This window comes from Erythrobacter longus (assembly GCF_000715015.1).
Taxonomy (GTDB): Bacteria; Pseudomonadota; Alphaproteobacteria; order Sphingomonadales; family Sphingomonadaceae; genus Erythrobacter; species Erythrobacter longus.
On sequence record NZ_JMIW01000009.1, the window covers coordinates 47,782 to 72,826 of the forward strand.

The 25,045-nt window shown below is 58.0% G+C and carries 24 protein-coding genes; 15 read left to right on the forward strand and 9 right to left on the reverse strand.

All coding sequences use genetic code 11. From position 1 onward, the window contains the following. Positions 1–122 precede the first annotated feature (122 nt). Entirely contained in the window at positions 123–404 is a 282-nt protein-coding gene (locus EH31_RS15485) for a BufA1 family periplasmic bufferin-type metallophore (RefSeq protein ID WP_051699352.1), read from the reverse strand. Positions 405–806: 402 nt separating this feature from the next. Between EH31_RS15485 and bufB the strand changes: the two genes are divergently transcribed. The 3 genes from bufB to EH31_RS15505 are packed head-to-tail and all read left to right on the forward strand — an operon-like array spanning position 807 to position 3,434. Next, complete coding sequence (bufB, locus tag EH31_RS15495) at positions 807–1,664, forward strand: MNIO family bufferin maturase (protein ID WP_034962077.1); 858 nt, start codon at positions 807–809, stop codon at positions 1,662–1,664. Next, positions 1,661–2,449 (forward strand): HvfC/BufC N-terminal domain-containing protein, encoded by a 789-nt coding sequence (locus tag EH31_RS17060; RefSeq protein WP_051699353.1) that lies wholly within the window; start codon positions 1,661–1,663, stop codon positions 2,447–2,449. Before bufB ends, EH31_RS17060 begins: the two co-directional genes overlap by 4 nt. Before the next feature lie 46 nt (positions 2,450–2,495). Continuing rightward, on the forward strand, positions 2,496–3,434 hold the full coding sequence (locus EH31_RS15505; RefSeq protein ID WP_034962078.1) for an alpha/beta hydrolase: 939 nt from the start codon (positions 2,496–2,498) through the stop codon (positions 3,432–3,434). A 409-nt stretch (positions 3,435–3,843) separates the two neighbouring features. Here the strand turns inward: EH31_RS15505 and EH31_RS15510 are convergent, their stop codons facing one another. From EH31_RS15510 to EH31_RS15520, 3 genes are all read right to left on the reverse strand, one after another. Further along, on the reverse strand, positions 3,844–4,245 hold the full coding sequence (locus tag EH31_RS15510; RefSeq protein ID WP_338390489.1) for a Smr/MutS family protein: 402 nt from the start codon (positions 4,243–4,245) through the stop codon (positions 3,844–3,846). A 212-nt stretch (positions 4,246–4,457) separates the two neighbouring features. Further along, a complete protein-coding gene (gene mltA / locus EH31_RS15515; protein ID WP_034962260.1) occupies positions 4,458–5,651 on the reverse strand; it encodes a murein transglycosylase A in 1,194 nt (397 codons plus the stop codon). A 137-nt stretch (positions 5,652–5,788) separates the two neighbouring features. Then, positions 5,789–6,460: a Tim44/TimA family putative adaptor protein gene (locus tag EH31_RS15520; RefSeq protein ID WP_034962082.1), complete on the reverse strand. Its 672-nt coding sequence runs from the start codon at positions 6,458–6,460 to the stop codon at positions 5,789–5,791. 408 nt (positions 6,461–6,868) lie between these two features. On the opposite strand from EH31_RS15520, the gene secB reads away from it, so the two are divergent. The 6 genes from secB (at position 6,869) to EH31_RS15550 (ending at position 13,445) form a co-directional block, all read left to right on the forward strand. Further along, positions 6,869–7,387, forward strand: coding sequence for a protein-export chaperone SecB (gene secB, locus EH31_RS15525; RefSeq protein WP_034962084.1), 519 nt, complete (start codon positions 6,869–6,871; stop codon positions 7,385–7,387). A 47-nt stretch (positions 7,388–7,434) separates the two neighbouring features. Then, positions 7,435–9,012 (forward strand): murein biosynthesis integral membrane protein MurJ, encoded by a 1,578-nt coding sequence (gene murJ / locus EH31_RS15530; protein ID WP_034962085.1) that lies wholly within the window; start codon positions 7,435–7,437, stop codon positions 9,010–9,012. Between the two features lie 206 nt (positions 9,013–9,218). Beyond that, positions 9,219–10,253: a tryptophan--tRNA ligase gene (gene trpS / locus EH31_RS15535; protein ID WP_034962087.1), complete on the forward strand. Its 1,035-nt coding sequence runs from the start codon at positions 9,219–9,221 to the stop codon at positions 10,251–10,253. A gap of 534 nt (positions 10,254–10,787) precedes the next feature. Further along, positions 10,788–11,411, forward strand: coding sequence for a DUF4136 domain-containing protein (locus tag EH31_RS15540; RefSeq protein ID WP_152553615.1), 624 nt, complete (start codon positions 10,788–10,790; stop codon positions 11,409–11,411). Between the two features lie 100 nt (positions 11,412–11,511). Further along, positions 11,512–12,516: a TonB family protein gene (locus EH31_RS15545; RefSeq protein WP_034962089.1), complete on the forward strand. Its 1,005-nt coding sequence runs from the start codon at positions 11,512–11,514 to the stop codon at positions 12,514–12,516. Positions 12,517–12,566: 50 nt separating this feature from the next. Further along, positions 12,567–13,445 (forward strand): energy transducer TonB, encoded by an 879-nt coding sequence (locus EH31_RS15550; RefSeq protein WP_206742046.1) that lies wholly within the window; start codon positions 12,567–12,569, stop codon positions 13,443–13,445. 28 nt (positions 13,446–13,473) lie between these two features. Here the strand turns inward: EH31_RS15550 and dut are convergent, their stop codons facing one another. Both dut and EH31_RS15560 read right to left on the reverse strand, forming a co-directional pair. Then, positions 13,474–13,929, reverse strand: a complete 456-nt coding sequence (gene dut / locus EH31_RS15555; RefSeq protein WP_034962093.1) for a dUTP diphosphatase — start codon at positions 13,927–13,929, stop codon at positions 13,474–13,476. Then, entirely contained in the window at positions 13,929–15,680 is a 1,752-nt protein-coding gene (locus EH31_RS15560) for a bifunctional phosphopantothenoylcysteine decarboxylase/phosphopantothenate synthase (RefSeq protein ID WP_034962094.1), read from the reverse strand. The genes dut and EH31_RS15560 overlap by 1 nt, the downstream gene beginning before the upstream one ends. 183 nt (positions 15,681–15,863) lie before the next feature. On the opposite strand from EH31_RS15560, the gene EH31_RS15565 reads away from it, so the two are divergent. Continuing rightward, positions 15,864–16,253, forward strand: a complete 390-nt coding sequence (locus tag EH31_RS15565; protein ID WP_034962096.1) for a hypothetical protein — start codon at positions 15,864–15,866, stop codon at positions 16,251–16,253. On the opposite strand, the gene ubiB is transcribed toward EH31_RS15565, so the two are convergent. After that, positions 16,250–17,824, reverse strand: a complete 1,575-nt coding sequence (gene ubiB, locus EH31_RS15570; RefSeq protein ID WP_034962097.1) for a 2-polyprenylphenol 6-hydroxylase — start codon at positions 17,822–17,824, stop codon at positions 16,250–16,252. The genes EH31_RS15565 and ubiB overlap by 4 nt on opposite strands. Positions 17,825–17,964: 140 nt before the next feature. Next, positions 17,965–18,732, reverse strand: a complete 768-nt coding sequence (locus EH31_RS15575) for a class I SAM-dependent methyltransferase (protein ID WP_034962099.1) — start codon at positions 18,730–18,732, stop codon at positions 17,965–17,967. Positions 18,733–18,787: 55 nt separating this feature from the next. On the opposite strand from EH31_RS15575, the gene mutM reads away from it, so the two are divergent. The 5 genes from mutM (at position 18,788) to yaaA (ending at position 24,317) form a co-directional block, all read left to right on the forward strand. After that, on the forward strand, positions 18,788–19,603 hold the full coding sequence (mutM, locus tag EH31_RS15580; protein ID WP_034962101.1) for a bifunctional DNA-formamidopyrimidine glycosylase/DNA-(apurinic or apyrimidinic site) lyase: 816 nt from the start codon (positions 18,788–18,790) through the stop codon (positions 19,601–19,603). Between the two features lie 174 nt (positions 19,604–19,777). Beyond that, on the forward strand, positions 19,778–20,038 hold the full coding sequence (gene rpsT, locus EH31_RS15585; RefSeq protein WP_034962102.1) for a 30S ribosomal protein S20: 261 nt from the start codon (positions 19,778–19,780) through the stop codon (positions 20,036–20,038). Positions 20,039–20,492: 454 nt separating this feature from the next. Next, positions 20,493–21,953: a chromosomal replication initiator protein DnaA gene (dnaA, locus tag EH31_RS15590; RefSeq protein ID WP_034962104.1), complete on the forward strand. Its 1,461-nt coding sequence runs from the start codon at positions 20,493–20,495 to the stop codon at positions 21,951–21,953. A gap of 446 nt (positions 21,954–22,399) precedes the next feature. Beyond that, positions 22,400–23,185, forward strand: a complete 786-nt coding sequence (locus tag EH31_RS15595) for a HesA/MoeB/ThiF family protein (protein WP_034962106.1) — start codon at positions 22,400–22,402, stop codon at positions 23,183–23,185. 331 nt (positions 23,186–23,516) lie between these two features. Continuing rightward, a complete protein-coding gene (gene yaaA, locus EH31_RS15600; RefSeq protein WP_034962108.1) occupies positions 23,517–24,317 on the forward strand; it encodes a peroxide stress protein YaaA in 801 nt (266 codons plus the stop codon). Between the two features lie 6 nt (positions 24,318–24,323). Here the strand turns inward: yaaA and EH31_RS15605 are convergent, their stop codons facing one another. Next, a complete protein-coding gene (locus tag EH31_RS15605) occupies positions 24,324–25,025 on the reverse strand; it encodes an NAD-dependent deacylase (protein WP_034962110.1) in 702 nt (233 codons plus the stop codon). Positions 25,026–25,045: the final 20 nt, after the last annotated feature.

Here is a 25,045-nt window from a genome sequence, read left to right on the forward strand (position 1 = left end):
TGGCTTTTTCCTTTTTGTCTGGGACTTACCTCGCCCTCACACTCCTCGATCTCACCCGGATTATGTCACACTATTGTCCGAATGGAAGAAGAAGCGAGAGGGCTTTGAGGCAAGCAAAAGAGTTAGCGGCGAATTGGCGTGAGAGAGCCGTTGCCTTTAGGGGTCTTGATGCTTGTGCAGGTGTTCTTGTCGACATACTTCCAGGCGTTGCCCTGATAATCGCGGGTCGATGTGCCAGCACAGCTTGTGCCGGGGCCTGCTGCACAGTCATTCTTGCCTGCAAGGCTGATCCCGTAGCATTTTTCTTTCGCGCCTTGAGCGGCCACTGGTGTGGTGGCGATGCCAGCTGCGATACCAGCGGTAAGGGCGAGGCCTGCGAGCGAAGCAATTGATTTGTTATTCATGGCATTTCTCCAAACTTAAATCTTGCGTTCCCATTTGTGTCGGAACTGACCAGTGGTTCGCGGGCCATCACAAGACGGTTACATTTTTTCGAAAAAATTAGGCTCAGGACCTATGAATCCCTCCATCGAGGCGCCGGAATGCCGAACATATCGGGCGAAAGCGCGCGCCGGGAAGGCTTTTTGCCTTTCCAAGCGTGTTTTTGTTCGAGACCGCCGGTATTCCTGCGCCTTTACTCCTTGCACAAGGCCATTTTGCTTCAAACCTCGAAGGTGGGATTCATAGGTCCTGAGCCTAGGGCTCACCCTCAAAAAAATCACTGTAACGCGGCGGCCAGCTTGATCGAACTTCTGGCTGAAATGAGCCTGCTTTGTGTGGGCGAATAATCTGCTAGGATTAAGCCCATGAGCCCGCAAACAAACCCCATCGCACCATTTTCAGGCTTTGGCCTTGGTTTGAGGCGCACGCATTATGAGGATTTCCTGCGCGGCGATGTGCCGGTCGATTTCGTCGAAGTGATCAGCGAAAACTACATGATCGAAGGCGGGCGCCAGATGCGCATCCTCGAAGAAGTGCGCGAGCGTCTGCCCGTCATCATCCACGGGGTTTCCATGTCGATTGGCTCGGCGCGCGGGCTTGATCAAGACTATCTGGCAAAGCTCAAGATACTCGAACAGCGGATCGAACCCTTGTGGGTGTCAGACCATTTGTGCTGGACCCGCAACAGCGCCCACAACAGCCACGATCTGCTGCCATTGCCGCTGACACAGGAAGCTTTGCAAGCGGTGTGCGACAATATCGACCATGCGCAAAATGTGCTGGGCCGCGCAATGGTGTTTGAAAACCCATCAAGTTATCTCACCTTTCCCGAAGATGAGATGAGCGAGTGGGAATTCCTCACCGAAATGACGAAGGCGACCGCCTGCTATCTGCTGCTGGATGTGAACAATATCTATGTGTCGTCCAAGAACCACGGGTTTTCGGCAGAGGACTATCTTGCAGGCCTGCCGCTGGACCGTGTGCGGCAGATCCATCTGGCAGGCCATGATCCCGCCACCCCGGAACGCGATATCATCATCGACACCCATGACCGCGCTATTGTTGAGCCTGTGTGGGAGCTTTATGCCAAGGCGCTCGAAATGCTGCCCCACCTGCCGGCCGTAATGATTGAGCGCGATGATCATATCCCGCCTTTGCCTGAGCTTTTGACAGAACTGGACCGGGCGCGCGCGATTTCTGAAAGCGTTCTGGAACCGGCATGAGCACTCTGGCAGAGCGGCAGGACGCGTTTTTGGCCTCGATCCTTGATGAAGGCGCGCCTTTGCCCAGTGGCTGGGGCAATTCCCAGGCCGCCGGGATGGCGGTCTATCGCGGCAATTATCGCGGCGCGCTTATGAGCGCGTTGGCCGAAACGTACGAACGAACGGCACTTTTGTTGGGGCCAAAGGAATTCGCGCAAGGATGCATCAACCACGCCATTGCCCATCCGCCAAGCGGTTGGACGATTGATGAGGCGGGCGAGGGTTTTGATGAAACCTGCACCAAACTGTTCCCTGATCGCCTTGAGGTGGCGGAGCTTGCATGGGTTGAGTGGTCTATGCTTGAGCTTGCGACCGCGCCCGATGTGCAGCCCTTCAAGCCGCAGGATTTTGCCGCCGCAAGCGCGCAATTTGGCGATGAGGATTGGGGCACGCTTCGCCTTCAATTCCAGCCAAGAGCAAGGGCGCGGCTTGTGAACCATGATCTAGAGACGCTTTGGCAGACCATTGGCAATGGTGATGCGGTGTCAGATACAAAGCTTGAAGCCCCGGCCACCTGCCTCGTCTCGCGCGATGGGGAACGGCCCACGTTCACCCTGCTCGATGCCGATCACGCAGACGCCTTTGCCGCGATGCAGGACGGTGCAAATTATGGCGATCTGATTGCGGTCCTTCTGGGCCAGAATGATGACCCGGCCCCCGAAGACATCCAGGCCGCGGCGATGCGTGCAGGCGCAATGCTGGGCGCTTGGCTTAATGAAGGTCTTGTCACTGCCATCAATCCTTGACTTGATTGAGGCTTGCTTCACTCTCCTTTGAAAAAGGAGAGTGATCATGCTTACCGACACATCCATAGAATTGCGCAGCGCAAAGCCCAGCCTGCTGATGCGTGCTGTCAAATGGCTGATGTCCAAGCGCCCCGATGTTTTCCCGAAAGAGGCGGCAGGTCTGGAGCCGTTTCTGGCAGGGCGCCCCCTGCCCAAAGATGCGCCCATGCCCGGCGCCTTCCGTGCCAAGTTTCACGTTGAAGAATGGGAAGCGGCAGGCCAAAAGGTCGTCACCCTTCACCCCAAGTCAGGTCCGGGTGCATGGCACATGCTGTACTTTCACGGCGGAGGATTTGTCCTCCCCATGTTCAAAGAGCATTGGCCACTGGCTCAGGCGATGGTTGAAAAGCTTGGGGTCAGTGTTTCCCTGCCGCTTTACGAAGTCGTCCCTGAAAGCGTGCACACACGCCAAGATGAGCTCGCTGATGCGGCTTTTGCCAAGATTGCTGAGACGCACGACCCTTCGAAGATCATGCTGAATGGCGATAGCGCCGGGGGGCATATGGCTCTGTCGCTTGCCTTGCGCCTTGCCAAAAAGGGCGGACCAATGCCGGGCAAATTGGCGTTGTTTGCCCCGTGGCTTGATCTGACGATGGCCGATCCTGCGATGAAAGCGGTAGAGCCCCACGACTTCATGCTGAGAATTGGCACTCTTCGCGCCTGTGGCCGCGTGTTTGCAGGGGAAGGCGATCCTGCAAGCCCCCAATTCAGCCCGCTCTACTATAGCCAAGAAGATCTCGCCGCGCTTCCACCAACCCGCATTTGGACCGGGCGCCATGACCTTTTCATCATCGACAGTCGCACCTTCACCGGCAAGTTGCGCGATGCAGGGGTGGATGCCAAACTCTACGAATATGAAGGCGCGCCGCACGTCTTTATGGCGATTGTGCCCACGAGAGAATCGAAGGATTGCCTTAACCTCTTGGGCCAATTCCTGAACGAATAGAGGCGACAAAAAAGGGCGCGCTGAACTGTGCCAACGCGCCCTTAAGTTATCTGCGACCCGACGCCGCAGCGTGCGACCCGAGGACTCGATCAGGCCTTTTGGCCTCTATCGAGCTCGTGCAACTTCATGCCGCCTGATGACGTGCATGAAGAATTGGGCAAACGCCCTCTCTAAAACTGTCTGAGCCCGTCGCGGTGTCCGCCCCGAGCACGCCAGTCGCGCAAAACAATCATTCGCGACCGAAGTTTTCCCTTTATTTGCAAGGGCGTGATTTTCTGCCGCCCTGCGCAAACCGTCTTATGCGTTCTGTATAGAGCAAAATGTAAAATAACGGGGTAAAGGGTTGTAAAATGTAAAATCGTCCGCCCGAAGCCCTAAGCGGCATCAGAAGAAAAGGCGCAGCTCCAACTTAGCCAGACCGTTTCAGCACCAGATAAAGCGCGCCCTCTCCGCCATGGCGGATGTGGGCGCGCCGCACGGCTGCGATGGCTTCTGCATGACGGCTGACCGCCAGCCAATCGAGCAGCTTTGCACGGATTGCGCCGCGTTTATTGGCGCGGTCGGCAGGGTCCACCGGGCGCTCTCTTCCCGCCACAACCAACACCACCCGCGCGCCCATCATGCGAGCTTGATCGAGACCGCTCATGATCCGGTCATAGGCGCGGTCAAGATTGTGGTCGTGCAGATCAAGGGTGTAATCAGGCGCAATCTGACCCGATTTCAATTTCCGGTTCCAACTGCCGTCAAGCTGGCTGGTCGCCATCGATCGTTTGGCGGGGTTGAGCGCGGGAGATGGAGAATTGGCTCGCATCAACGGACGCTTCGCGACTGCTTTTGGCCTGGGCATCGGTGCAGGCTTTAAAGCGGGCTTTAAGGCGGGTTGGGGAGCCGGTTTCATCTCCACCGGTTCAGCCACCTGTGGCGCTTTCTTCCCCGGCACGGCTTTACCAGGCAGGGGTGTGACGCTCGATGCAAGGCGCGCCCAAGCGCGCTGCTCGGGTTCGCTAAGGCCGCGCGGGTAACTCATTGCGCAGCAGGTCTGGGATTTCGGGAATTGAGCCGGTCAACGGTGCCTTTGGGCAGCAGCAGGAGCGCGGACCCGCGCCCGCTCATCCCGCCGGCAATGCGCCGCGCCTCTTCACCAGCGCCCCAAAACGTATCGAACCGGTTTGCACCCTTGATCGCGCCGCCTGTATCCTGGACAATCCAAAGGCCGTCTGCTTCATCGCGGTCAAGATCAAGCCATACCGGCGCGCCAAGCGGGACAAATGCGGGATCGGCTGCGACCGAGGCACGGCTGCGCACCGGGACGCCCAGCGCGCCCAAAGGCCCATCGCCGGTCAATTCGCGGAAGAAAATCCAGCTTTTGTTGAGACGCATCAATTCGCGGCCCTCACGCGGATTCTCGCGGATGTAAGCCATGATCCCCTGCATTGAGCCGGAATATTGTCCCGGACCATCCCCCAATAGGCCGCGTTCGCGCATGACCCCGCCAATGCCTGTGTATCCGCGCCCATTTTGCCCGGCATAGCCGATGCGGATGACGTCGCCCTCTGGCGTGCGCAAACGGCCGGACCCCTGGATTTGCAGGAAGAAAAACTCGACTGGATCGGCGGCATAGGCGATCACCGGTACCCGGCCTTCAAGCGCGCCGTCTTCGATGGCGGCGCGGTCATGATAACTCTCAAACGAGCCATCAGACGCATAGCGGCCAAGCGGCGGGCGACCGGTGCGTTCGGCCTCTGGCACATCATCGGGCCAGCCGCGCACCAGATCATCGGGCATGGCATAGACGGGCACATCAAAGCCGGGGCGACGCGTGCGAGAACCGGCAATCTCGGGTTCGAAATAGCCGGTCGCAAAAGCGCTACCATCACCAATGCGCGCGGTTTCAAAATGGGTTTGGAAAAAGCGCGGCGCATCGCGCAAGGGCCATTGATAGGCCGCCTCGCACGCGGGTCGCCAATCGGCGCCAAAGGAAAGCCCGCTTTTATCCTCGCGGCGCAAAAGCTGGGGGCAGCTTTCGATAAAGCCTGCCAGTGCCGTGCCTGCATCGCTCTGGCTCATCCCAAGCGCGCCGACACTCGGACCTCTGACAACGCCTGCAAGAGCCGCGCTTGTCACACTGGTCAAAGGTGGAGGCAGGGGCGCAGCGGGGCGCGGCGCGCTGGCATCAGGCACAAGGCGCAAACAACCCGACAAAAGGACAAGCGACATGAGAGCCGCCGCGCCTGCACCAATCGAGCGGGGAGCGTGGGCTTTCGTCTCAGGCCCTTCGAGCCGAATCGTTTTTTCAGATGAGACCTTAGTGAACCTGCGAAGGCCGAACATCGCGAAGCCCTCCCAGGCGGTGCTTAGGCTTGGTCGGTTTCGTCGAGGATCCAGTTTGGATCACGCGAAGACGTATCGCGGCTAAAGGTCCAGATATCGCGGCTTTCGACCGCATCATCGAGGCTGCCTGCAACGACATTGCCGTCGCTGTCACGCGTTACCGCTGCGATATCGGCAACAAACAGCACGGCGATTCGCGCCACCTTGCTGAACTTGTTGGTGTCGAGCGATGCAGAGTGGACGCGGGTCTCTTCGATTCGGATCAGCTTGTTTTGAAGCGTGTGGCCAGCGGCCTCGCGCTCATCAATGGCCGCTTCGAACCCAGCGTAAACATCGTCATCGCAAAGCTCGCGAAGAGTGTCCTTGTCGCCTGCCCAAAACGCCTCAAGCACCATTTCATAGGCGCCTTTTGCGCCCTCGATGAAAGAGCTGAAATCGAAATTGCGGTCAGCGCTCGCAATGCTGCGGATGCCGGTTTCGACCGCTGGCATGACACCTTCGAGTTCAGCGGGACGCACCTGGGCTGCTTGCGGAGCTTGCGTTGCGGATGGTGTTTGCGCGGGCGCATCATCGCCCGCATCAAAGCGCTGCGGCACTGATTCTTCTTCATGCTCGGCCCGGCGACCCAGCACCGAGTACAGGCGCAGACCCAAAAAGGCTGCGATCATTGCGAGGATGACGATTTCTAGAATCACGTTACTTCCTTGATTTGGCCGCTTTCGCGCATTTTCAACACCCCAATCTTAGCCACCATGACTGAATTGAAAGTGTATGCCAACACGAGATACGACCCGGATTGGCGCAGGATGCATCAAAACCACTAATGTTCGTCCCATAAATAGGCACAAATTTCAATTCTCCAACGTCCAATTACGCGAAGAGACGCCGAATTGTGCTAAGGATAAGGCAATTTTTGGGGTCGGGCGCCTTCATCTGCCGATACACTGCGCCGTCCCTGCTATATTGCTGGGAAATATTGCGCTCCCGATTGCCCAAAAGCCTGCCCCCTGCTAGGCGCGCACCCCAGATTATGTGTTTGCAGCAGCGCTCTTACCCGACGCGGCCAAGAACACGCATACACTTCAAGCGAAAGACACTTCATTATGGCCGACGAAGGCGACGTTCTCACCAATCTAGACAATGCAGGCGCAAACGGCGCGGATGATCAACCAGCGGCTGGCATCATCACGCAATATGTCAAAGACCTCTCGGTCGAAAACCCAAGCGCGCCAGAGGTGTACCAATGGCCAGACCAGCCCAAGGTTGACGTACAGTTCAACATTGGCGCGGCCCCCAAGGGCGAAGATGTCCATGAGGTTGAACTGAAGATCAACATCACCGCAGCAGCGGAACGCGGCCCTGCCTATATCATTGAGCTCGCCTACTGCGCGCTGATCGGCATTCGCAACATCCCTGAAGAACAGGCCCACGCCTTCCTTTACGGCGAAGCACCGCGCATCATCTTCCCATTTGCGCGCCGAGTGATTGCCGATGCCGTGCGCGATGCAGGCTTCCCGCCGCTCATGATTGAGCCGATTGATTTCAACGGTCTTTACATCCAGCAGCTTCAGGCCAAGCGTGCGCAAGAAGGCGCGGTAACCACGCCTTCGCCTACAGCGTAAGAGCCAATACCTTGCGTTCAGCTCGGCGCGCGGGAATACGATAACCCATGAGCCTGCTTAAAAATGTGGGGACCATCGGGTCCCTCACCCTCGTCAGCCGGATCGCCGGGATGGCGCGCGAAATGATCTTCGCGCGCATCCTTGGCGCAAACGGCGTGACGGATGCATGGTTTCAGGCCTTCATCATCCCCAACGTGTTCCGCCGCCTGTTTGCAGAAGGCGCATTTTCGGCCGCCTTTGTGCCAATGTTTTCCAGACGATTGCATGGGAAGGATGACGAGCAAGAAGGCTTGGAAGACGCCAAGAGTTTCAGCGCCGATGTGCTGAGCGTGTTTCTGCCGGTTCTGATCGCGCTGGTGGCGGTGTTTGAGATCGCGATGCCCGGCGTCATCTGGGTCCTGTCGGAAAAGCCGCTGGACTATGAGACCTATCCGCTCGCGGTTGATTTTGCGCGGATCATGTTCCCCTACATCATCCTCGTATCGCTCGTGACGCTGTTCACAGGGATGCTCAATTCGGTGTCGCGTTTCGCACCGGGGGCATCTTTTCCGATTATCTTGAACCTTGTCCTGATTGCGGCGCTTTTGGCGGGCGAATGGTTTGCGCAAACCACAGGCGCCAGCGTCACCCAGATCGCATACGGCATCGCATGGGCGGTGACAGGCGCAGGGGTGATGCAGCTCGCATGGCTGTATTACTGGACCCGGGTCGAAGGGTTTCGCCCCAGGCTTTTGTGGCCGCGTATCACGCCAGAGGTAAAGCGGCTTTCGATCATCGCCCTTCCCGCAGCGATTGGCGGCGGCGCGTATCAGATCAACACTCTGGTGCAGCTTTATTTCCTCAACCAGCTTGAGGATGGAGCGGTCAGCTACATGAATTATGCCGACCGCCTGAACCAATTGCCGCTTGGGATTATCGGGATTGCGCTTTCGACGGCGATCCTGCCTTCATTGAGCAAATTTGTGGGCGGCGATGACAAGGACAGCGCGGACCGACTACAGTCGAATGCGATCGAACTGGCGATGCTGCTCACCATTCCCGCGGCTGTGGCCCTCGCGATTTGTGCCGAGGCGTTTGTGACGATGATTTTCCAAGGCGGGCGGTTTGACCTCGCGGATGCGGCGATAACGGGTCAGGTGCTCAGCACCCTCGTGCTGGGCCTTCCAGCCTATGTGCTGGTGAAGGTGCTGGTGCCCAATTTCTATGCGCGGTCTGATACACGCACCCCGGTGGTGGCGGCGTTCATTTCCTTGGCCGTGTTTATCACTTCGACAATTTTCTTCCTCGACACCTATGGCGTGATCGGCGTTGCCTTTGCCAGCGTTGTGGGCGCGTGGATCAATGTGGTGTTCCTGATGATCGTGCTGGCCTCGCGCGGGTTTTATGCCATGCCCGCCATCCTGCTTTTCCGCATCGCCAAACAGGTCCTCGCAGCTGCCGCTATGGGCGCAGCGCTTTACTACGCAAACGATTTGCTCACTGGCTGGTATTCGGCAGGATTGTTTGCGCGTTTGGGGGCATTGGGCGTGCTCGTCGGGGCGGCTTTGGTGGTCTATTTCGGCATTGCCTTTGCCATTGGCGCAATCGACAAACAACGCATCGCTGCCCTCACCCGCAAGCAATAGGCTTTTCTTGCCCAGCTATGTTCTTGCCCAGCGAAACGCATCTGCTATTGGCAATCCTCATGACCAACACATTCTTCTCGGCCAGTTCAGCCCCACTGCGTTTCGCAGTGCTCGGGCGGGCGGCCCATAATTGGCCGATTGGGCGATGGCTCGGAAGCTTCTAAAGCTCTAACCTGCCAATCAATTTAGAAGAAAGAGTACCCACAATGAGAGTCGTCTCAGGCATCCAGCCCACCGGAAAGCCGCACCTTGGCAATTACCTTGGCGCGATCGTCAACTATGTGAAGTTGCAAGACGAAGCACAGGCCGCAGGCGGCGAATGTTTCATTTTTCTCGCTGACCTGCACGCCATATCGCAGCCGCATGACCCCGCCGAGCTGACCCAGAACACCCGTGAAATGGTGGCAACGCTTGTGGCTTGCGGAGTGGACCCTTCCAAGACGATCCTGTTCAATCAGGCACAGGTGCCAGCCCACGCAGAGATGCAATGGCTGCTAAACGGCACCGCGCGCATGGGGTGGCTAAACCGGATGACGCAGTGGAAGGACAAGGCGGGCAAAAACCGCGAGGGGCAATCGGTTGCGCTCTTCACTTACCCTGTGTTGCAGGCCGCCGACGTGCTGCTTTATCAGGCGACCCATGTGCCCGTTGGCGAAGACCAGAAACAGCATCTGGAGCTTGCCCGCGACATTGCGCAGAAATTCAACACGGATTTTTGTCCCCCAAATGAAGATGGCTCAGATGCACCGCTGTTTACCTTGCCCGAGCCTTACATCCCGCCTGCTGCTGCGCGGATCATGTCCTTGCGCGATGGCACGTCCAAGATGAGCAAATCCGACCCATCAGAGATGAGCCGGATCAGCCTTACCGATGACGCCGATACGGTGATGAAAAAGGTCAAGAAGGCCAAGACCGATCCCGAACCACTTCCAAGCGAAGAAGCGGGTCTTGAGGGGCGCGCCGAGGCGAAAAACCTTGTTGGTATCTACAGCGCTCTGACCGGCCAAAGCGTGGGCCAGGTGCTTGCCGAACATGGCGGCCAGGGGTTTGGCGCGTTCAAACCGGCGCTTGGCGAGGTTCTGGTGGAAACGCTGCGCCCCATCAACGAACGCTTCATGGAACTCAAAGACGACTTGGAAGCATTGGATGCGATCCTTGCCCGAGGCGCGGCACAAGCGCGCGAGCACGGCCTTCCGACCCTTGATGCAACTTATAAAGCGTTGGGACTGGTGCGCGGTTAGAGCACGGCGCAGAGGGCGCCTGGGGTCAGGACCCTAGGCTCAGGACCTATTAAACCCGCCTTCGAGGTTTGAAGCAAAATGGCCTTGTGCAAGGAGTAAAGGTGCAGGAATACCGGCGGTCTTTCAGCGCACTTTCGCCCGATATGTTCGTCATTCCGGCGCCTCGAAGGCGGGTTTAATAGGTCCTGAGCCTAGGCCGCTTGGCTTACTTCCAAGGGGCGTATACCAATTGGGCGACCCCATGTTCAAATGGGGTTCAGCGTACTAAGTTATGCTTGTGCGCGGGTGATGACCCAGGGCAAAAAGGTGACGCCGCCGCGAATGAGATCGCGACGGATGCGCGAGGGCAATGCTGGTTTGGGCCGATTTGGAAAAGCACCCGTAAAGAACAACGCTAGCGGTCCCCTGTTGCAAGGGTCTCACTGGCGATTTTGTGAAGGATATGGCATGAACTCCAACATTATGACCCTCGAAACTGAAAATTCGCGCTCATCACTCACTCGTACCCTTGTGCGGGTGGGACTGATTGCAAGCATGGCAGTCGGCCTTTCGGCCTGCGCCTCTTCCTTCAAAGCGGATGTCTCGCGCTTTCAAGCGCAATTGCCCGCACCCCAGGGACAATCCTTTGCCGTGGTTGCCGATGATCCGGCGCTTGCAGGAGGCCTTGAATTTGCGACCTATGCAAATCTGGTCGCCGCCGAAATGGCAGAGCTTGGCTATACCCCTGCGGCCTCCCCTGAAAGCGCCACCTTGCTCGTTCGCTTTGACTATGATGTCGATAACGGCCGTGAGCGGGTCCGCACCACCAATGTGGGCGCTGGCTTTGGCCGGTTTGGTCCGTGGGGCCCATGGGGCGGGTTTGGTGGATTTGGTTTCCAACGTAATTTCGCCTTTGGTTTTTATGACCCATGGCTTGCCGGGCCAGAAGTGCGCAGCTTCACCGTCTACACCAGCGAAGTCGATGTGAAGATCGACAACAATGCAACCGGTGAGCGCCTTTTCGAAGGACAAGCGCAAGCCGCATCACGATCTAACCGCCTGCAAAGCCTGGTTCCCAACCTTGTCGATGCAATTTTTACCGATTTTCCGGGAAACTCTGGCGAAGTTCTGCGTATTACTATTCGTGAAGATGGCAAAAGCGTAAAGCCAGTCAACTGACACACACCCTGACACAGCCCGTGGATGGGACGGAAAGGCGGCGGAAGGGATCAGCGCCGCCTTTTTGTGTCAGGCTCCAAAAACTTGAACATCTTTGCCAATGATCGATCACCGTTCGAACCCCAATCAGTCTTTAAAACTTTGCCTTAAAGCATTTGGCATGGCCGCCTTGGCCTGCGCATCTGCGCCTGTCGTTGCCATGCAACAATCGGGCGAGGAGACATTTGTCGATCTGGGGCGTTGGGTGGTCGTGCAAAATGAAAATGCGCGCACTTGCGAATTGCGGCTGACCAATCACCCTCAAGTCGTGCTGCGCTACAGCATGGCCGATGGGCGCGCAGGCGTTCTGGCGCTTCAACGCAAATCCGGCAGCTTTTTCACCGGCATGGTGGGCGATGTGACATGGGCCTTTGATGAAGCACGTTTTGGCGGATACCAATCGGGCAATGGCTATTCATTATCGGCCAGCACAAGCGATGTCGAAGTGGCCTTTCGTTCGGCGAGAACCCTGTATGTCGATCACGGCGGAAATCAGCTTGCGCGCATTGACCTAACGACGAGCTCAGCGGGTTTTCGCCTGCTCAAGCAATGTGCAGAACAATGGCGCTATATCCCGTGGTATCGCAGGCTGGCGGGCGCCAATACCCGCGATTTGGATGCGCCCAGCAGCAGGTCCAGCAGCAGGTCCAGCACCGGCACCGGCACCGTTCCTTCTGCGCCCTCACGCTCTCAGCCTTCACGCCAGCCCTCAAGCCAGCCCTCACGGCGGGGCGGCGTCGCTCCTCCTTTGGACCGGCCAACCCTCTTAGCGCCAGTGAGCGCTCGTCCGATCAACCCTGCTGGCTGGATTGGCAGCGATGACACCCTGCCCTGGCCCTCGCGCGGGTTCAAAAGCGGGCAAGGCGTTTTGCGCTACACGCTGCTGGTCAATGAAGAGGGACGCGCGGAAGAATGCGAAGTCGATCGCAGCACAGGCTCGCGCCGGTTTGATCGTGAGGCCTGCCGGATATTGATGGACCGCGCACGGTTTGAACCTGCCCGCGGGAGCGATGGTTCAGTCGCCAAGGCGCGTTACACCGCAAGCGTGCGGTTTGCGGGCGAGTAAGGCTGAAATCAGCCCAGGATCAGGACCCCTTGGGGTTTTGCCATTTGCATTTGGCCCGCTCATCATGTTTTGATCCGTCCATGATAAACCCGGTATCCAAAGCCATTGCGGTGGCGGCATCAACCCTTGCCTGTCTCACGCCCTTGTCGCCCGTCAGCGCTCAAAACGAGGTTGAAGAATATGGCAAGGTGGGCGGTTGGACAGTGTCCGAAACCATCATTGAAACCTGTCGTCTTACGTGGTCCGAACGCGATGATGTGAAGCTCACCATCACCAGAGGCGGCGGGGAAGTCGGTTATCTGGGGCTCAGGGTAACAGGCTCTTCGCGCCCGCAAAGGCCCGGCGTTGTTACATTCGCGTTCGATGATGAAATCGTGCGCGGAGCGCTTTTGGGCGGGAATTACTACACCCCCTCAGCGCCAGACGAACAGGTGATCGCATTCTTCCGGTCGGCAAACACAATGCAACTGCGGGTCGATGGCGAGGCTCGCTTTTCCTTTTCGCTCAAAGGCAGCAATGCCGCCTACGCAATGCTTTCTGAATGCGCCAGCCGGTGGCCTGAAAGCAGAGTTCCCTTGGTGCCGCCCCCACCGCCAAGCAATTATCTGCAAAGGGAAATTCCCGATCCCAATCTGGCAGGCCCCTTTGCTGCCAATCGCGAGGTTGCGCCAATCCGGTCCGACCTGTGGTTTCCCAAAGGGCAAATCCCGATTTACGCGGATGACACAGGCTCCACCACGATTGGCGTCGTTATCGCGGTAAGCGGATCCGGTAAGCCCACCCAATGCGAGGTGAGCGAGCCCAGTGATGTTAAAGCAATCAACGAGCGCGCTTGCGGTATCATTATGGAGCGCGCCAAATTCAACCCGGCAACGGACGCACAGGGCACTGCGATTGCCTCGCGCTACACCACCCAAATAACGTTCTAGGCGCCTGAGGGTCCTGACCCTAGGCGCATCAGAGCTTGGCGTGCCCGCCGGTTGAGCCAAAGCCACCTTCGCCGCGCTGTGTCGCGTCCAGTTCGGCCACCTCTTGCCACAGCCCTTGCGTGACGGGGGCCACCACAAGCTGCGCCACGCGGTCGCCGCGCGCAATCGCGAAATCTTCGGTCCCGTGGTTGATGAGCAGGACTTTCAATTCGCCGCGATAATCAGAATCGATCGTGCCCGGCGTATTGGGCACAGTAATGCCATGTTTGAACGCGAGGCCTGAACGCGGGCGGACCTGGATCTCGTAGCCTTGCGGGATCGCCACAGAAAGTCCGGTTGCCACTGGATGGCGCGCGCCCGGCGCAATCGTGACATCTTCGGCCGCCACAACATCCATGCCCGCTGCGCCATCCGTGGCATAGGCTGGAAGCGGAAGCCCCTCGCCATGGGAAAGGCGCTTTACCTCAATCTGGACCGTGTTCATTATTCAGCCGCTTTCGCTTGGAAGGTGTCGGCCACACGGGTCATAATCGCCATGGCAACCTCGGCTTTGGGCATTTCTTTCAGGTTTTCGACGCCATCGGTGGTGATGATGTGAACCGTGTTTTCATCGCCGCCCATCACATCGCCTGACACGTCATTGGCGATGATCCAATCGGCCGCCTTGCGCTTGCGCTTTTGCTTGGCGTGGTCGATCACCCTTTCCGTTTCAGCAGCAAAACCAACGACGAGCGCAGGACGATCCTTGCCAGCTGCAAGATTGGTCAGAATGTCGGGGTTTTCGGTCAGCATCAAGGCAGGCGGGGCAGAGCCGCGTTTCTTGATCTTCTCATCGCGGTATTCCTTGGGCCGCCAATCCGAAACGGCAGCAACCATAACCGCGACATCGCATGGCAGGGCGCGCTTGACCGCGCTGGCCATTTCTTCGGCGCTTTCCACGTCCACGCGTTTCACACCCGCTGGCGTTTTCAGATAAACCGGACCTGCCACAAGGGTCACTTCTGCGCCCAGTGCCGCTGCCGCAGCCGCTATGGCAAAGCCTTGTTTGCCGCTGGAACGGTTGGCGATGTAACGCACCGGATCGATCGATTCCCACGTTGGCCCCGCTGTCACCAGCACATGGCGACCCTCAAGCGGTTGGTAGGATGCATCCGCAGTGATCCCGGCGATTTCTTCCTCATCGGCCTCAATGCTTTCCACCTTCGCAGGGCCAGCGGATTTTGCCGCAACCTTCGTTCTGGCCGCTTGCTCTGGTTCCAGATCGCTCGCCTTGTCTGACAGCCCCTCTTCGGATGCATCGGGCGCAAGGCGGCGGTCGTCCACCTCGTGGTTGATCGCGTCCTGATCGACGGGCGGTGCGGCCTTACCAGAGCCCTTCTTGGCAAGCGGAGAGCCGTCAAGCTCGGGATTAAACTCAATATCTTCTTCAGGCAGCTCTTCGAGGAATTCCTCGGGCACGTCTTCTTCCCCAAGCGCATCAAGTTCGGCCTCGATGTCTTCGGCGGTGCGCTTTTCGGTGGAGCGCGGAATGATGCGCGAGAGCAAGCCGCCAAGGCCGCCGGAAAAGGCGGATTCGCTTTCGTCTTCGGGCTCAAGCGCTTCAACCTCGCTTGCATCCACCGCAGGCGCTGGAACTGCAGGCGCTGGAGCGGCAGGCGCAGCTACTGGCACTTCCTCTTCCTCAACCTCAATCCCAAAGTGACCCGCAATCGCGCGCCAGATCGCCGGGGGTTCAGGAAGCCGGCCATAACCAAATTCGCCGCAAGCCATCGCCCCTTCATCAGGGTGAAGCACGGTGATGCCCTGATCGCGCAAGGTGGCCACATTGCGCGTCGTGGAGGCGTGCTCCCACATTTTCACATTCATCGCGGGCACAGCCATCACCGGCTTGTTCGTGGCAAGCAGCAAGGTCGTCGCCAGATCATCGGCAACCCCTGCCGCCATTTTGGCCATAAGGTCCGCTGTTGCCGGGCAAACAACCAGAAGATCCGCCTCTCGCGAAAGCTCGATATGCCCCATCTCGACCTCGTTCTTGAGATCGAACAGCGAAGTATAAACCTGATTTTCGGAAAGAGCGGCCAAAGACATAGGCGTCACAAACTGCTGCCCCCCTTTGGTGACCACGCAAGTGACATCGCCGCCTGCCTTGCGGATAAGGCGCACAAGCTCGAGCGATTTGAAAGCAGCAATGCCGCCGCCCACAACCAGCAGAATTTTTGGTCCCTTACCGCTCACTGCCTGTCACACTCCCTTACAAAAGCAGCCCGAGCCCAATCATGGCCCGCGTGCACCCGTCTAACCGCCTTAGCCCCCCTCGCCAAGCTTTCAGAAGCCTTGCGCTGAGATGGTTAAGATTGCACTTATGCAGGCAGCCTTGGGGCTTAGCGGCTCTTGGGGGGACAATGAAGGGGATCATTTGTGGCTATTATCTTGCGCGTATCGCTGTTTTTGCTGGGTGTGCTTTACATCTTTATCGGGTTTGGGTTTGCCACCGATCCGGTTGGTTCGGGCGCGAATTTTGGAATTGCGGCGTTGGATGGCACAGGCGCGCAAGGGCTGTCTTCGATAAGGGCCGACTTTACGTCATTCTTCTGGGTCACGGCAGGCTGTCTTATCATCGGGTCATGGAAAGCCAACGCGGCGCTGCTCAATACAGGAGCCGCGCTTATGGGGGTGGTGTTTCTGGTGCGAGGGGCGAGCCTGTATCTGGATGGGACCTATGAGGGCTGGATGACGCCGATGGCGGTCGAATTGCTGACAGCTATCGTTGCGCTTGCGGCGGCGCGGATTTTGCCAAACGCCGACTAAATCAGCCCAAGAAGGCTTGCCCCCAACACTCCGCCTGCTCCCAACAGGCCTGCGACAATATAGCCGATCCAGCCGCCGCCATTCTTTGGGGCTGCGTCATTCTGACCAAAGTCGGTGATGAGCTTGATGTCTGGCAAAGGCGCTTGTTCAGGCGCGCCGCCCTTTGCGGGGAAGCGGTCTTCGATCCGGCGGATAAGGTCGGGCAGGCGCATCAAAGTCTGCGCGTCTTCCTTAAGCCGCTCTGCCACCGCTGCCTCTGGTCCCAGCTCATCGCGGATCCAATCGCGCACATAGGGCGCGGCGGTGTCCCACATATTGATGTCGGGATTAAGCTGCGTCGCGATCCCTTCGACCATAACCATGGTTTTCTGCAAAAGCAGCAGGTGCGGCTGTGTCTGCATGTCAAAGTCGCGGGTGATCGCAAACAATCCGTCGAGCATTTGGCCCACGGAAAGCTCTTTCACAGGCTTGCCGCGCATCGGTTCACCCACCGCGCGAAGAGCCGTCGCAAATTCATGCACCGAATGGTAGCTTGGCACATATTGCGCCTCGAAATGAATTTCGGCGACGCGTTTGTAATTGCCCGTGGTCAGGCCATAGAGGATTTCTGCCAGCCATTGGCGCGCGCGCCGATCAATGCGGCCCATGATCCCGAAATCAATCGCAACGATGGTGCCGTCGGCCTGCACAAACAGGTTCCCCTGGTGCATATCGGCATGGAAGAAACCGGCGCTGATCGCTTGCGTCAAGAAGCTGATGACAAGGTGCTGTGACAGGGCGTCAAGGTCATGGCCTGCCGCCAAGAGCTCGTCACGCTTGGAGATTTTGATGCCGTCGACCCACTCGATCGTGAGCACGCGGCCATTGGTGCGGTCCCAGTCAATCGCCGGAATACGGTAACCACCAACGCCCGCCATATCCTCGGCAAGTTCAGACGCAGAAGCCGCTTCGCGCCGCAGGTCGAGTTCGGAATATGACCAGCGTTTGAAATTGGCGATGGTCGCGCGCGGACGCAGACGGCCCGCCTCTCCGCCCATTGCCTCTACGTGAGCGGCCGCCCATTCGTATGTGGCAATGTCTTGCGCAAACTTTTCTTTGATACCGGGGCGAAGCACCTTGATCGCGACTTTGCGCCCGTCGGCGGTCACGCCCTTGTGGACCTGCGCAATGGAGGCCGCGCCCACAGGCTGCGGGTCCACTTCGGAAAAGAGCGCGTCCAATGGCTGGTCAAAGCTCGTCTCGATCGACTGTTTGATCAGCTCAAAATCGACCGGCGGCAGATTGTCCTGAAGCTGCAAGAGATTGTGCGCCGCTTCCTCACCCACAAGATCGGGGCGGGTGGCAAGGGACTGCCCAAGCTTGATAGCAGCAGGGCCAATCGCACGAAAAGCGCCAGCATAATCACGCTCCCCCTTCTTGCTCGTAAAGGTCGCAAGGCGCGCCAGCTTGGCCAGCCGCTTTACCGGTGGCGGCGCATTGGGGTCGTCTTCGATCCCCACAAGCGCGCGGCGACGCGCAAGGGTGATACCCCATCTGGCAAGACGGAAAAGATGCGTGGCAGGAGAGGTCATCGCTTAACTCCCCTCCCGCTTGCGGGAGGGGTTGGGGGTGGGCATGGGCCTGAGAAGGCCCACCCCGCTGCGACTAGAGAACAAGTTCTCAAGTCTCGCTGCCCCTCCCGCAGGCGGGAGGGGTGAACCGTCGAATGCCATCAGACTTTCCACCCCGAGTGAATGGCAACCGCACCGCCAAGAATGATCTCGGCCTTGGTGTTCACAAAACCGGCATCGCGGATCATCGCCTCGAATTGGGGCGCGCGGGGGAATTTGCGGATCGATTCGGCGAGATAGCGATAGCTTTCGGTATCGCCCGCAATCACCTGACCCATGCGCGGCATGATGTGCATTGAATAAAGGTCGTAAATCTCGCGAAAGCCCGACCAATCGGTGACCGAGAATTCCATGCAGTAAAAACGGCCACCGGGGCGAAGGACACGCAGCGCTTCTTTCAGCGCCTTTTCCTTATGCGTCACATTGCGGATGCCGAAAACGATCGTGTAGGCATCAAAGCTGTTCGAGGCGAAGGAGACTTCCTCGGCGTTCTGCTGTGAGAAGACGAGGCTGCCCGCGCCTTCTGCCTCGTCACGCTCAATCGCGCGCTCAGCACCCACATCGAGCATTTCCTGATTGATATCGGCAACGGTGATATTCGCGCCCCGGTCCGCCATGCGAAACGCAATGTCGCCTGTGCCGCCCGCCATATCGAGGATGTTTTCACCCGCTTGCGGTTTCACACGCTTAACAAAGCGATCCTTCCAGCCCCGGTGCATGCCAAAGGACATCGCATCGTTCATGATGTCGTATTTCTTGGCAACGCTGCTGAAGACCTCACCCACGCGGCGGGTCTTTTCCTCTGGGCTTACGTTTTCATAGCCAAACGAGACAGTGTTGGAGGCGGTGTCTGATGTGCTTTCACTCATGAGGGGTGCCTTAGAGGGAATTGCGGCAGGCGCAAAGGGTGATAAGGGGTGATGAATGCCTGAATTACCAGAAGTTGAAACAACGGTCCGTGGTCTTGCAAAGTTCCTCGATGGTGCGCGGATCGAGCGGGTGACATTGAACCGCCCGGATTTGCGCCGCCCGTTCCCGCAAGATCTGGTGCAGGTGATGACGGGCGCGACTATCACGAGCCTCTCTCGCCGCGCGAAATATGGGCTCTTCCATCTCGACCGGGATCAGTCAGTGATCTTTCACCTTGGCATGAGCGGGCGCTGGCGGATTGACCCTGAAGAACCCGATAAACACGACCATATGGTGGTGGAGACGGCGCACAACCGTTTTGCGCTGTGCGACCCGAGGCGATTCGGTTCGGTCGATATGGTCGCGACGGCTGAGCTGGATGCGTGGGGACCTTTTGCAAGCCTTGGGCCTGAGCCGCTGGGCCCTGACCTTACGCCCGCCTATTTGAGGGCCGCGCTCAAAGGCAAGGTTCAGAACATCAAGCTGTGCCTGCTCGATCAACGGATCATCGCAGGGCTTGGGAATATATATGTGTGCGAGGCACTGTGGCGCTCTGGCATTAGGCCAACCAAGCAAGGGGGCAAGGTGACGCGCCCTCAATTGGAGCGGTTGGTGCCTGCGATCAAAGAGGTGCTCGCGGCGTCCATCCGCGATGGAGGCTCTTCTTTGCGCGACTATGCGGCACCTGATGGGGAGCTTGGCTATTTCGCAACCCGCTTTGATGTGTATGGTCGGACAGGTGAGCCGTGCCACCATAACGATGGCGGTATGATCAAACGGATCGCCCAAGGCGGGCGCAGCACTTGGTATTGTCCGGTGTGCCAGAAGTGATAGCCAGAAGTGATTGCCAGAAGTGACTACAGGCAAAGTTTCCTTGCCTTTCGCGCCGTTTCACACTAGGTGCGCCGCTTTCCAGCGGTGAATCGCCGCTTTTTCGTATACCCGATTGAAGATTTTCCGGGCTTAACCAAGCAGCCCTTACAGAACGCGAGACAGAACAGACCTATGGCCAACACGCCTCAAGCCCGTAAGCGCATCCGTCGCAATGACCGCCGCGCAGAAGTAAACACCGCGCGCATGAGCCGCATCCGCAGCTTCGTCAAAAAAGTCGAAAGCGCTTGTGAAGCTGGCAATAAGGACGAAGCGGCCGCCGCTCTTAAAGCTGCTCAGCCAGAAATGGCTCGCGGTGTTGCACGCGGCGTGATGCACAAGAACACTGTGGCGCGCAAAATGTCGCGCCTGACCAAGCGAGTCGCTGCGCTCTGATTCGCTGCTAAAGCCAGTTTGGGGCGTTCACGTTGCGTATTTTTACCTGACGTTACCCCACGTATAACATCTAAGGGCCGTGTCTGATGACGCGGCCCTTTTGTTTTGATTGCGACAAGCCGGGCTGCTCGCCGCAGAATGCGCAGAAACCCTACGATTCGCGGCCCAAATTATTCGAAATTCAATAGAAACAGGCGCTTAAACGAAGCTCTGCGGGGTAGCGCCGAGTCAACACAAATATTTAAGATTTGTTGCAATTGATCGCTTGCGCTTAACTGCCAAATTGCGCTTATTAGGGCTCTACCCGGCGCGGGACAGTCCGGGTTCATACATTTTGATCGACAGGTTAGCCTGTGAGGGGTGCTTCACGGGGGGGGAATCCTTTATCAGTCGAATGGTCACAGGTTTTACCTTGGAGAGTTGCTTTCCAAGGATCGTGAATATTGGGGAAGTCATGGGTTATAATACAGATAAGGCGCGGACAACGCGGCGGAAAGCTGATGACGATTTGATGGAAGATGCAGAAGCAGTAAATCTGGCCGCAGATTGGGCCGATATCAGCCAGGGTCTCAAAAAGGATCTTGGCCACCAATTGCACAGTCAATGGATCAAACCGATCCAGGTTGGCGGCATCACCAAAGAGACCGGCACGCTCGACCTTTTCCTTCCTACAGAGTTTTCGGCCAATTGGGTCAAAGATCGGTTCCACGACCGTCTGCAACTCGCTTGGAAAATCATGCGCAGCGATGTTCGCACGGTTAACATCCAAGTCCATCCCGGCCGCCGCCAGCTTCCAGAACTGCGCCTTGATGATGGCCGCCGCCCCGCCAATGATGGCGCAAGCGCGATTGCCGTTGCCGCTGGTTCAATCAACGATTCGGGCTTCACCTCAAGCGTGGGTCTTGACCCGTCGCTAACCTTTCAGGCGTTCATTACCGGCGAGGCGAACGTGCTTGCCTGCAATGCAGCGCAGCGCATGGCCGCAACCGAACAGCCGCAATTCTCGCCGCTCTATCTGAAAGCGGCGACCGGTCAGGGCAAAACCCACCTGCTCCACGCGATCGGCCACGGTTTCCTCGCATCGCATCCGCGTGCCCGCATTTTCTACTGCTCGGCAGAGCGGTTTATGGTGGAATTCGTTCAGGCTCTCAAAGCCAACCAGATGATCGAGTTCAAGGCGCGCCTTCGCAGCTTTGACCTTCTTCTGGTGGACGATATTCAATTCATCATCGGCAAGGCATCGGCTCAAGAAGAGCTGCTTTACACGATTGATGCGCTGCTTGCCGAAGGCAAACGCCTTGTGTTTGCCGCCGACCGCGCACCGCAAGCCCTGGACGGGGTTGAGCCGCGTTTGCTGAGCCGCCTTTCGATGGGTCTTGTCGCCGATATTCAAGCCGCTGACATTGAACTTCGCAAGAAGGTGCTCGTCTCCAAGCTGGCGCGTTTTGCGCCGCTTAGTGTGCCAGAAGACGTCATCGACTTTCTTGCACGCACCATCACGCGCAATGTTCGCGAGCTTATCGGCGGTCTTAACAAGTTGATCGCCTACGCGCAGCTGACCGGCCAAGAGGTTTCGCTGCAGTTGGCTGAAGAACAACTCACCGATATCCTTTCTGCCAACCGCCGCCGCATCACGATTGACGAAATTCAGCGCACGGTTTGCCAGTTCTACCGGATCGACCGGTCGGAAATGTCCTCCAAGCGCCGCGCGCGTGCGGTGGTGCGGCCTCGCCAGGTGGCGATGTATTTGTCAAAGGTTCTGACGCCTCGGTCCTACCCAGAGATTGGCCGTAAATTCGGTGGCCGCGATCACTCGACGGTTATCCACGCCGTGCGCCTGATCGAAGACCTGCGCACACGCGATGCCGATATGGACGGCGATGTGCGGAGCCTGCTGCGGCAGCTTGAGAGCTGACAGTGATAAGTGTTGTTCTCAGGTCCGGCGCATTTGGCGAGTTATCTGGACCGTTTTTCTTCTCTTAATTGCCGGCAATCGGAGATGAAATTGCGGTCCCAGTCGACGACGAGAATTATGGATCACGTAGCTTTCGAGTTGCAGAAAGGTGTCACATGGCCAAAGGCGTGCCAATGTTTGGCAAGACTGACATCGCTCCCACTGTCATTTTGACTTGTGTCGAGACCACGCAATCGGATTTGTAGTCACACGTTTCAACAGCGTATACACAGGCCCACCCCCAGCCCCTCCCGCTTGCGGGAGGGGAGCGAGACTTAGCTGCGAAGCAGCGCTAGTCGCAGCGGGGTGGGTTTACCCCAGCGAACCAACAATCCGCCAACAGCTAATCGACAGGCCTATGAACAGCCCTGTCGACAGGCCACGCACAGGCTGTAAACAGCTTATCCATGAGTTTGTCGCCACCCCTATCCCCTGCCCGCCTCGACCGCTTTGCCCGCCACATCGTGCTGCCCGAAATCGGCGGCGCGGGTCAGGTTGCGCTTGCCGGTAAGCATATTGCGGTCATCGGGCTTGGCGGCATTGGCTCGCCGGCTTTGCAATATCTGGCTGGTGCCGGGATCGGGCGTTTTACCCTCGTTGATGACGATGTGGTGGATGCCAGCAATCTGCAACGCCAGACCATCTTTACCTCGCGCGATATCGGCCACGGCAAAGCGACAAGCGCGCGGCGCTGGCTCGCCAATTTCGACGACGCGCTCGAAGTGAATATCTCTGACAGCCGCATCACCGCTGAAAACGTCGGCGATCTAATCGCAGGCGCGGACCTTGTGCTTGATGGAACCGACAATTTTGCAACCCGCCTTGCCGTGTCGGACGCCTGCGTGGCAGAGCGCGTGCCGCTCTTGTCCGCCGCTGTTGGCCGGTTTCAGGGCCAGGTCGGCGCGTTTGCCGGGCACTTGGTGGCAAGCCCATGCTACCGCTGTTTTGTCGGCGATGCTTTTGATGCAGAAGACTGCGACACCTGCGCCGAGGACGGAATGCTGGGCGCAATGGCCGGATGGACCGGCAGCTTTGCCGCGATGCAGGCGGTGCGAGTGCTCTTGTCTGGCGTCAGCCGTTTTGGCCAGCCCATGTGGGGCAAGCTTCATATCCTAGACGGAATGACGCCGGGAATGCGCACCCTTACCATTGCCAAAGACCCCGCGTGTAAGGGGTGTGGGCAAGCGGCCTAAATCCCCTTCCCTTTTTCCTACACGCCGGCATTCTGGCACGGGATTTTCTTGGATGCAGTTATCGGAAAATTCGTATGGCTAAAAATTTATGAGCAAAGTGTCTCATAGGATAAATCGCCAAGGGATTGAAAATTATCGCTATTTAGGATTTCTTTTCCTACGCTATGAGACACATGTGTCTCATAGGGCGGTTTGGCAGCCATCCAATGGCACGGCGCATTGTGATTGAAGGGGTGATTGAAGGGACCCTGCAAACAAGCCGGGCGTTTACAACACAGCGCCAGAGCAACTAACCCATATTCAGACATTTCAAACTCAGGATCGACCGCAAATGATCACCCTCCTCTCGCCCGCCAAAAAGCTCAATTTTGATGAGCCGCAAACCTCGCTTGAGATCACTCGGCCGCGCCTTGAGGACGACACGCGCGAGATTGCTGGCGTTGCGAAAAAGCAATCGGCGAAGGCGCTCGCGAAACTGATGCACATCTCGGACAATCTGGCTGAGCTTAATGCCGAGCGGTTCAAGGCGTTTGATCTGGACGGTCGGAGCAATTCGGCAAAGCCTGCGGGGCTCACCTTTGATGGCGACGTTTATTGGGGCTTGGAGGCGAAGTCCTTGGGTGATGAGACGCTTGCCTATGCGCAGGGCCATTTGCGCATTTTATCAGGGCTTTACGGCGTGCTGCGCCCGATGGATGCGATCCAGCCTTATCGGCTAGAGATGGGCACCAAGATGAAAAACCCGCGCGGAAAATCGCTCTATGATTTCTGGGGCAGCCGGATTGGTGAGCAGCTTGCAGGCGACCTTGAAGGCCACGGCGATCCTACGGTCGTGAACTTGGCGAGCAATGAATATTTCAAAGCGGTCGATACCTCCGCACTTCCGGGCAAAGTGATCGAGGCAACCTTCCTCAATGTCAAAGACGGCGAGGCGCGGCGGCTGATGTATCACGTCAAGTTTGGCCGCGGCCTGATGGCGCGCTGGATCATGGAGAACCGGATCGAGAAAGCCGACGACCTCAAGGGCTTTGATGCGGAAGGGTATTCGCTGGACGCAAGCGCCTCGAGCGAGACGCAGTTGGTGTTCACAAGGCCGCAGCCCGCTCTCAAAAAGCCAGCAGCGAAGAAGTAGGAGGTGCTACCCCCCGAGCACCTCATCTACCCACGCAGGCACCACTTGCGTCGCGGGGCCATGGCGGGCTTCGTGGAAAATCGCGGTGCCTTCGCTTGGCTCAAGATTAAGTTCCAAGGTGCGTGCACCAAGGCGTTTGGCCTGCTGGACAAAGCCAGCTGCCGGGTAAACCGCGCCGCTGGTGCCAATGGAAACGAACAGGTCGCATTGCAGCATCGCCTCTTCGATCCGGCGCATCTGGTACGGGATTTCGCCAAACCACACGACGTCGGGGCGCAGTGTTGGCGCTTGGCAAACGGGACACGGCGGGCGCTCTAACATGGGTCCTTCCCAGCGGGACCGGGTTTCGCAAGCATTGCACAGGGCCGACTTCAACTCGCCGTGCATATGGCAAACATTGGTTGATCCGCCGCGTTCGTGGAGGTCATCAACATTCTGAGTAACAAGGAGAAATTGACCTCGAAACTCGCGCTCCAACCGGGCAAGCGCCACGTGGGCCGCATTGGGCTCCACATCCGCCAAAGCCGCCCTTCGCGCATCGTAAAAGCCAAGCACAAGATCAGGATCGCGGGCAAAGCCTTGCGGCGTTGCCACATCCTCGATGGAGTGTTTTTCCCACAAACCGCCATGATCGCGAAACGTGTCAATCCCGCTTTCTGCGGAAATCCCGGCTCCTGTTAGGATGACGATGCGTGAAACCTGTGTCATGGACAGATTGAAACACGGCA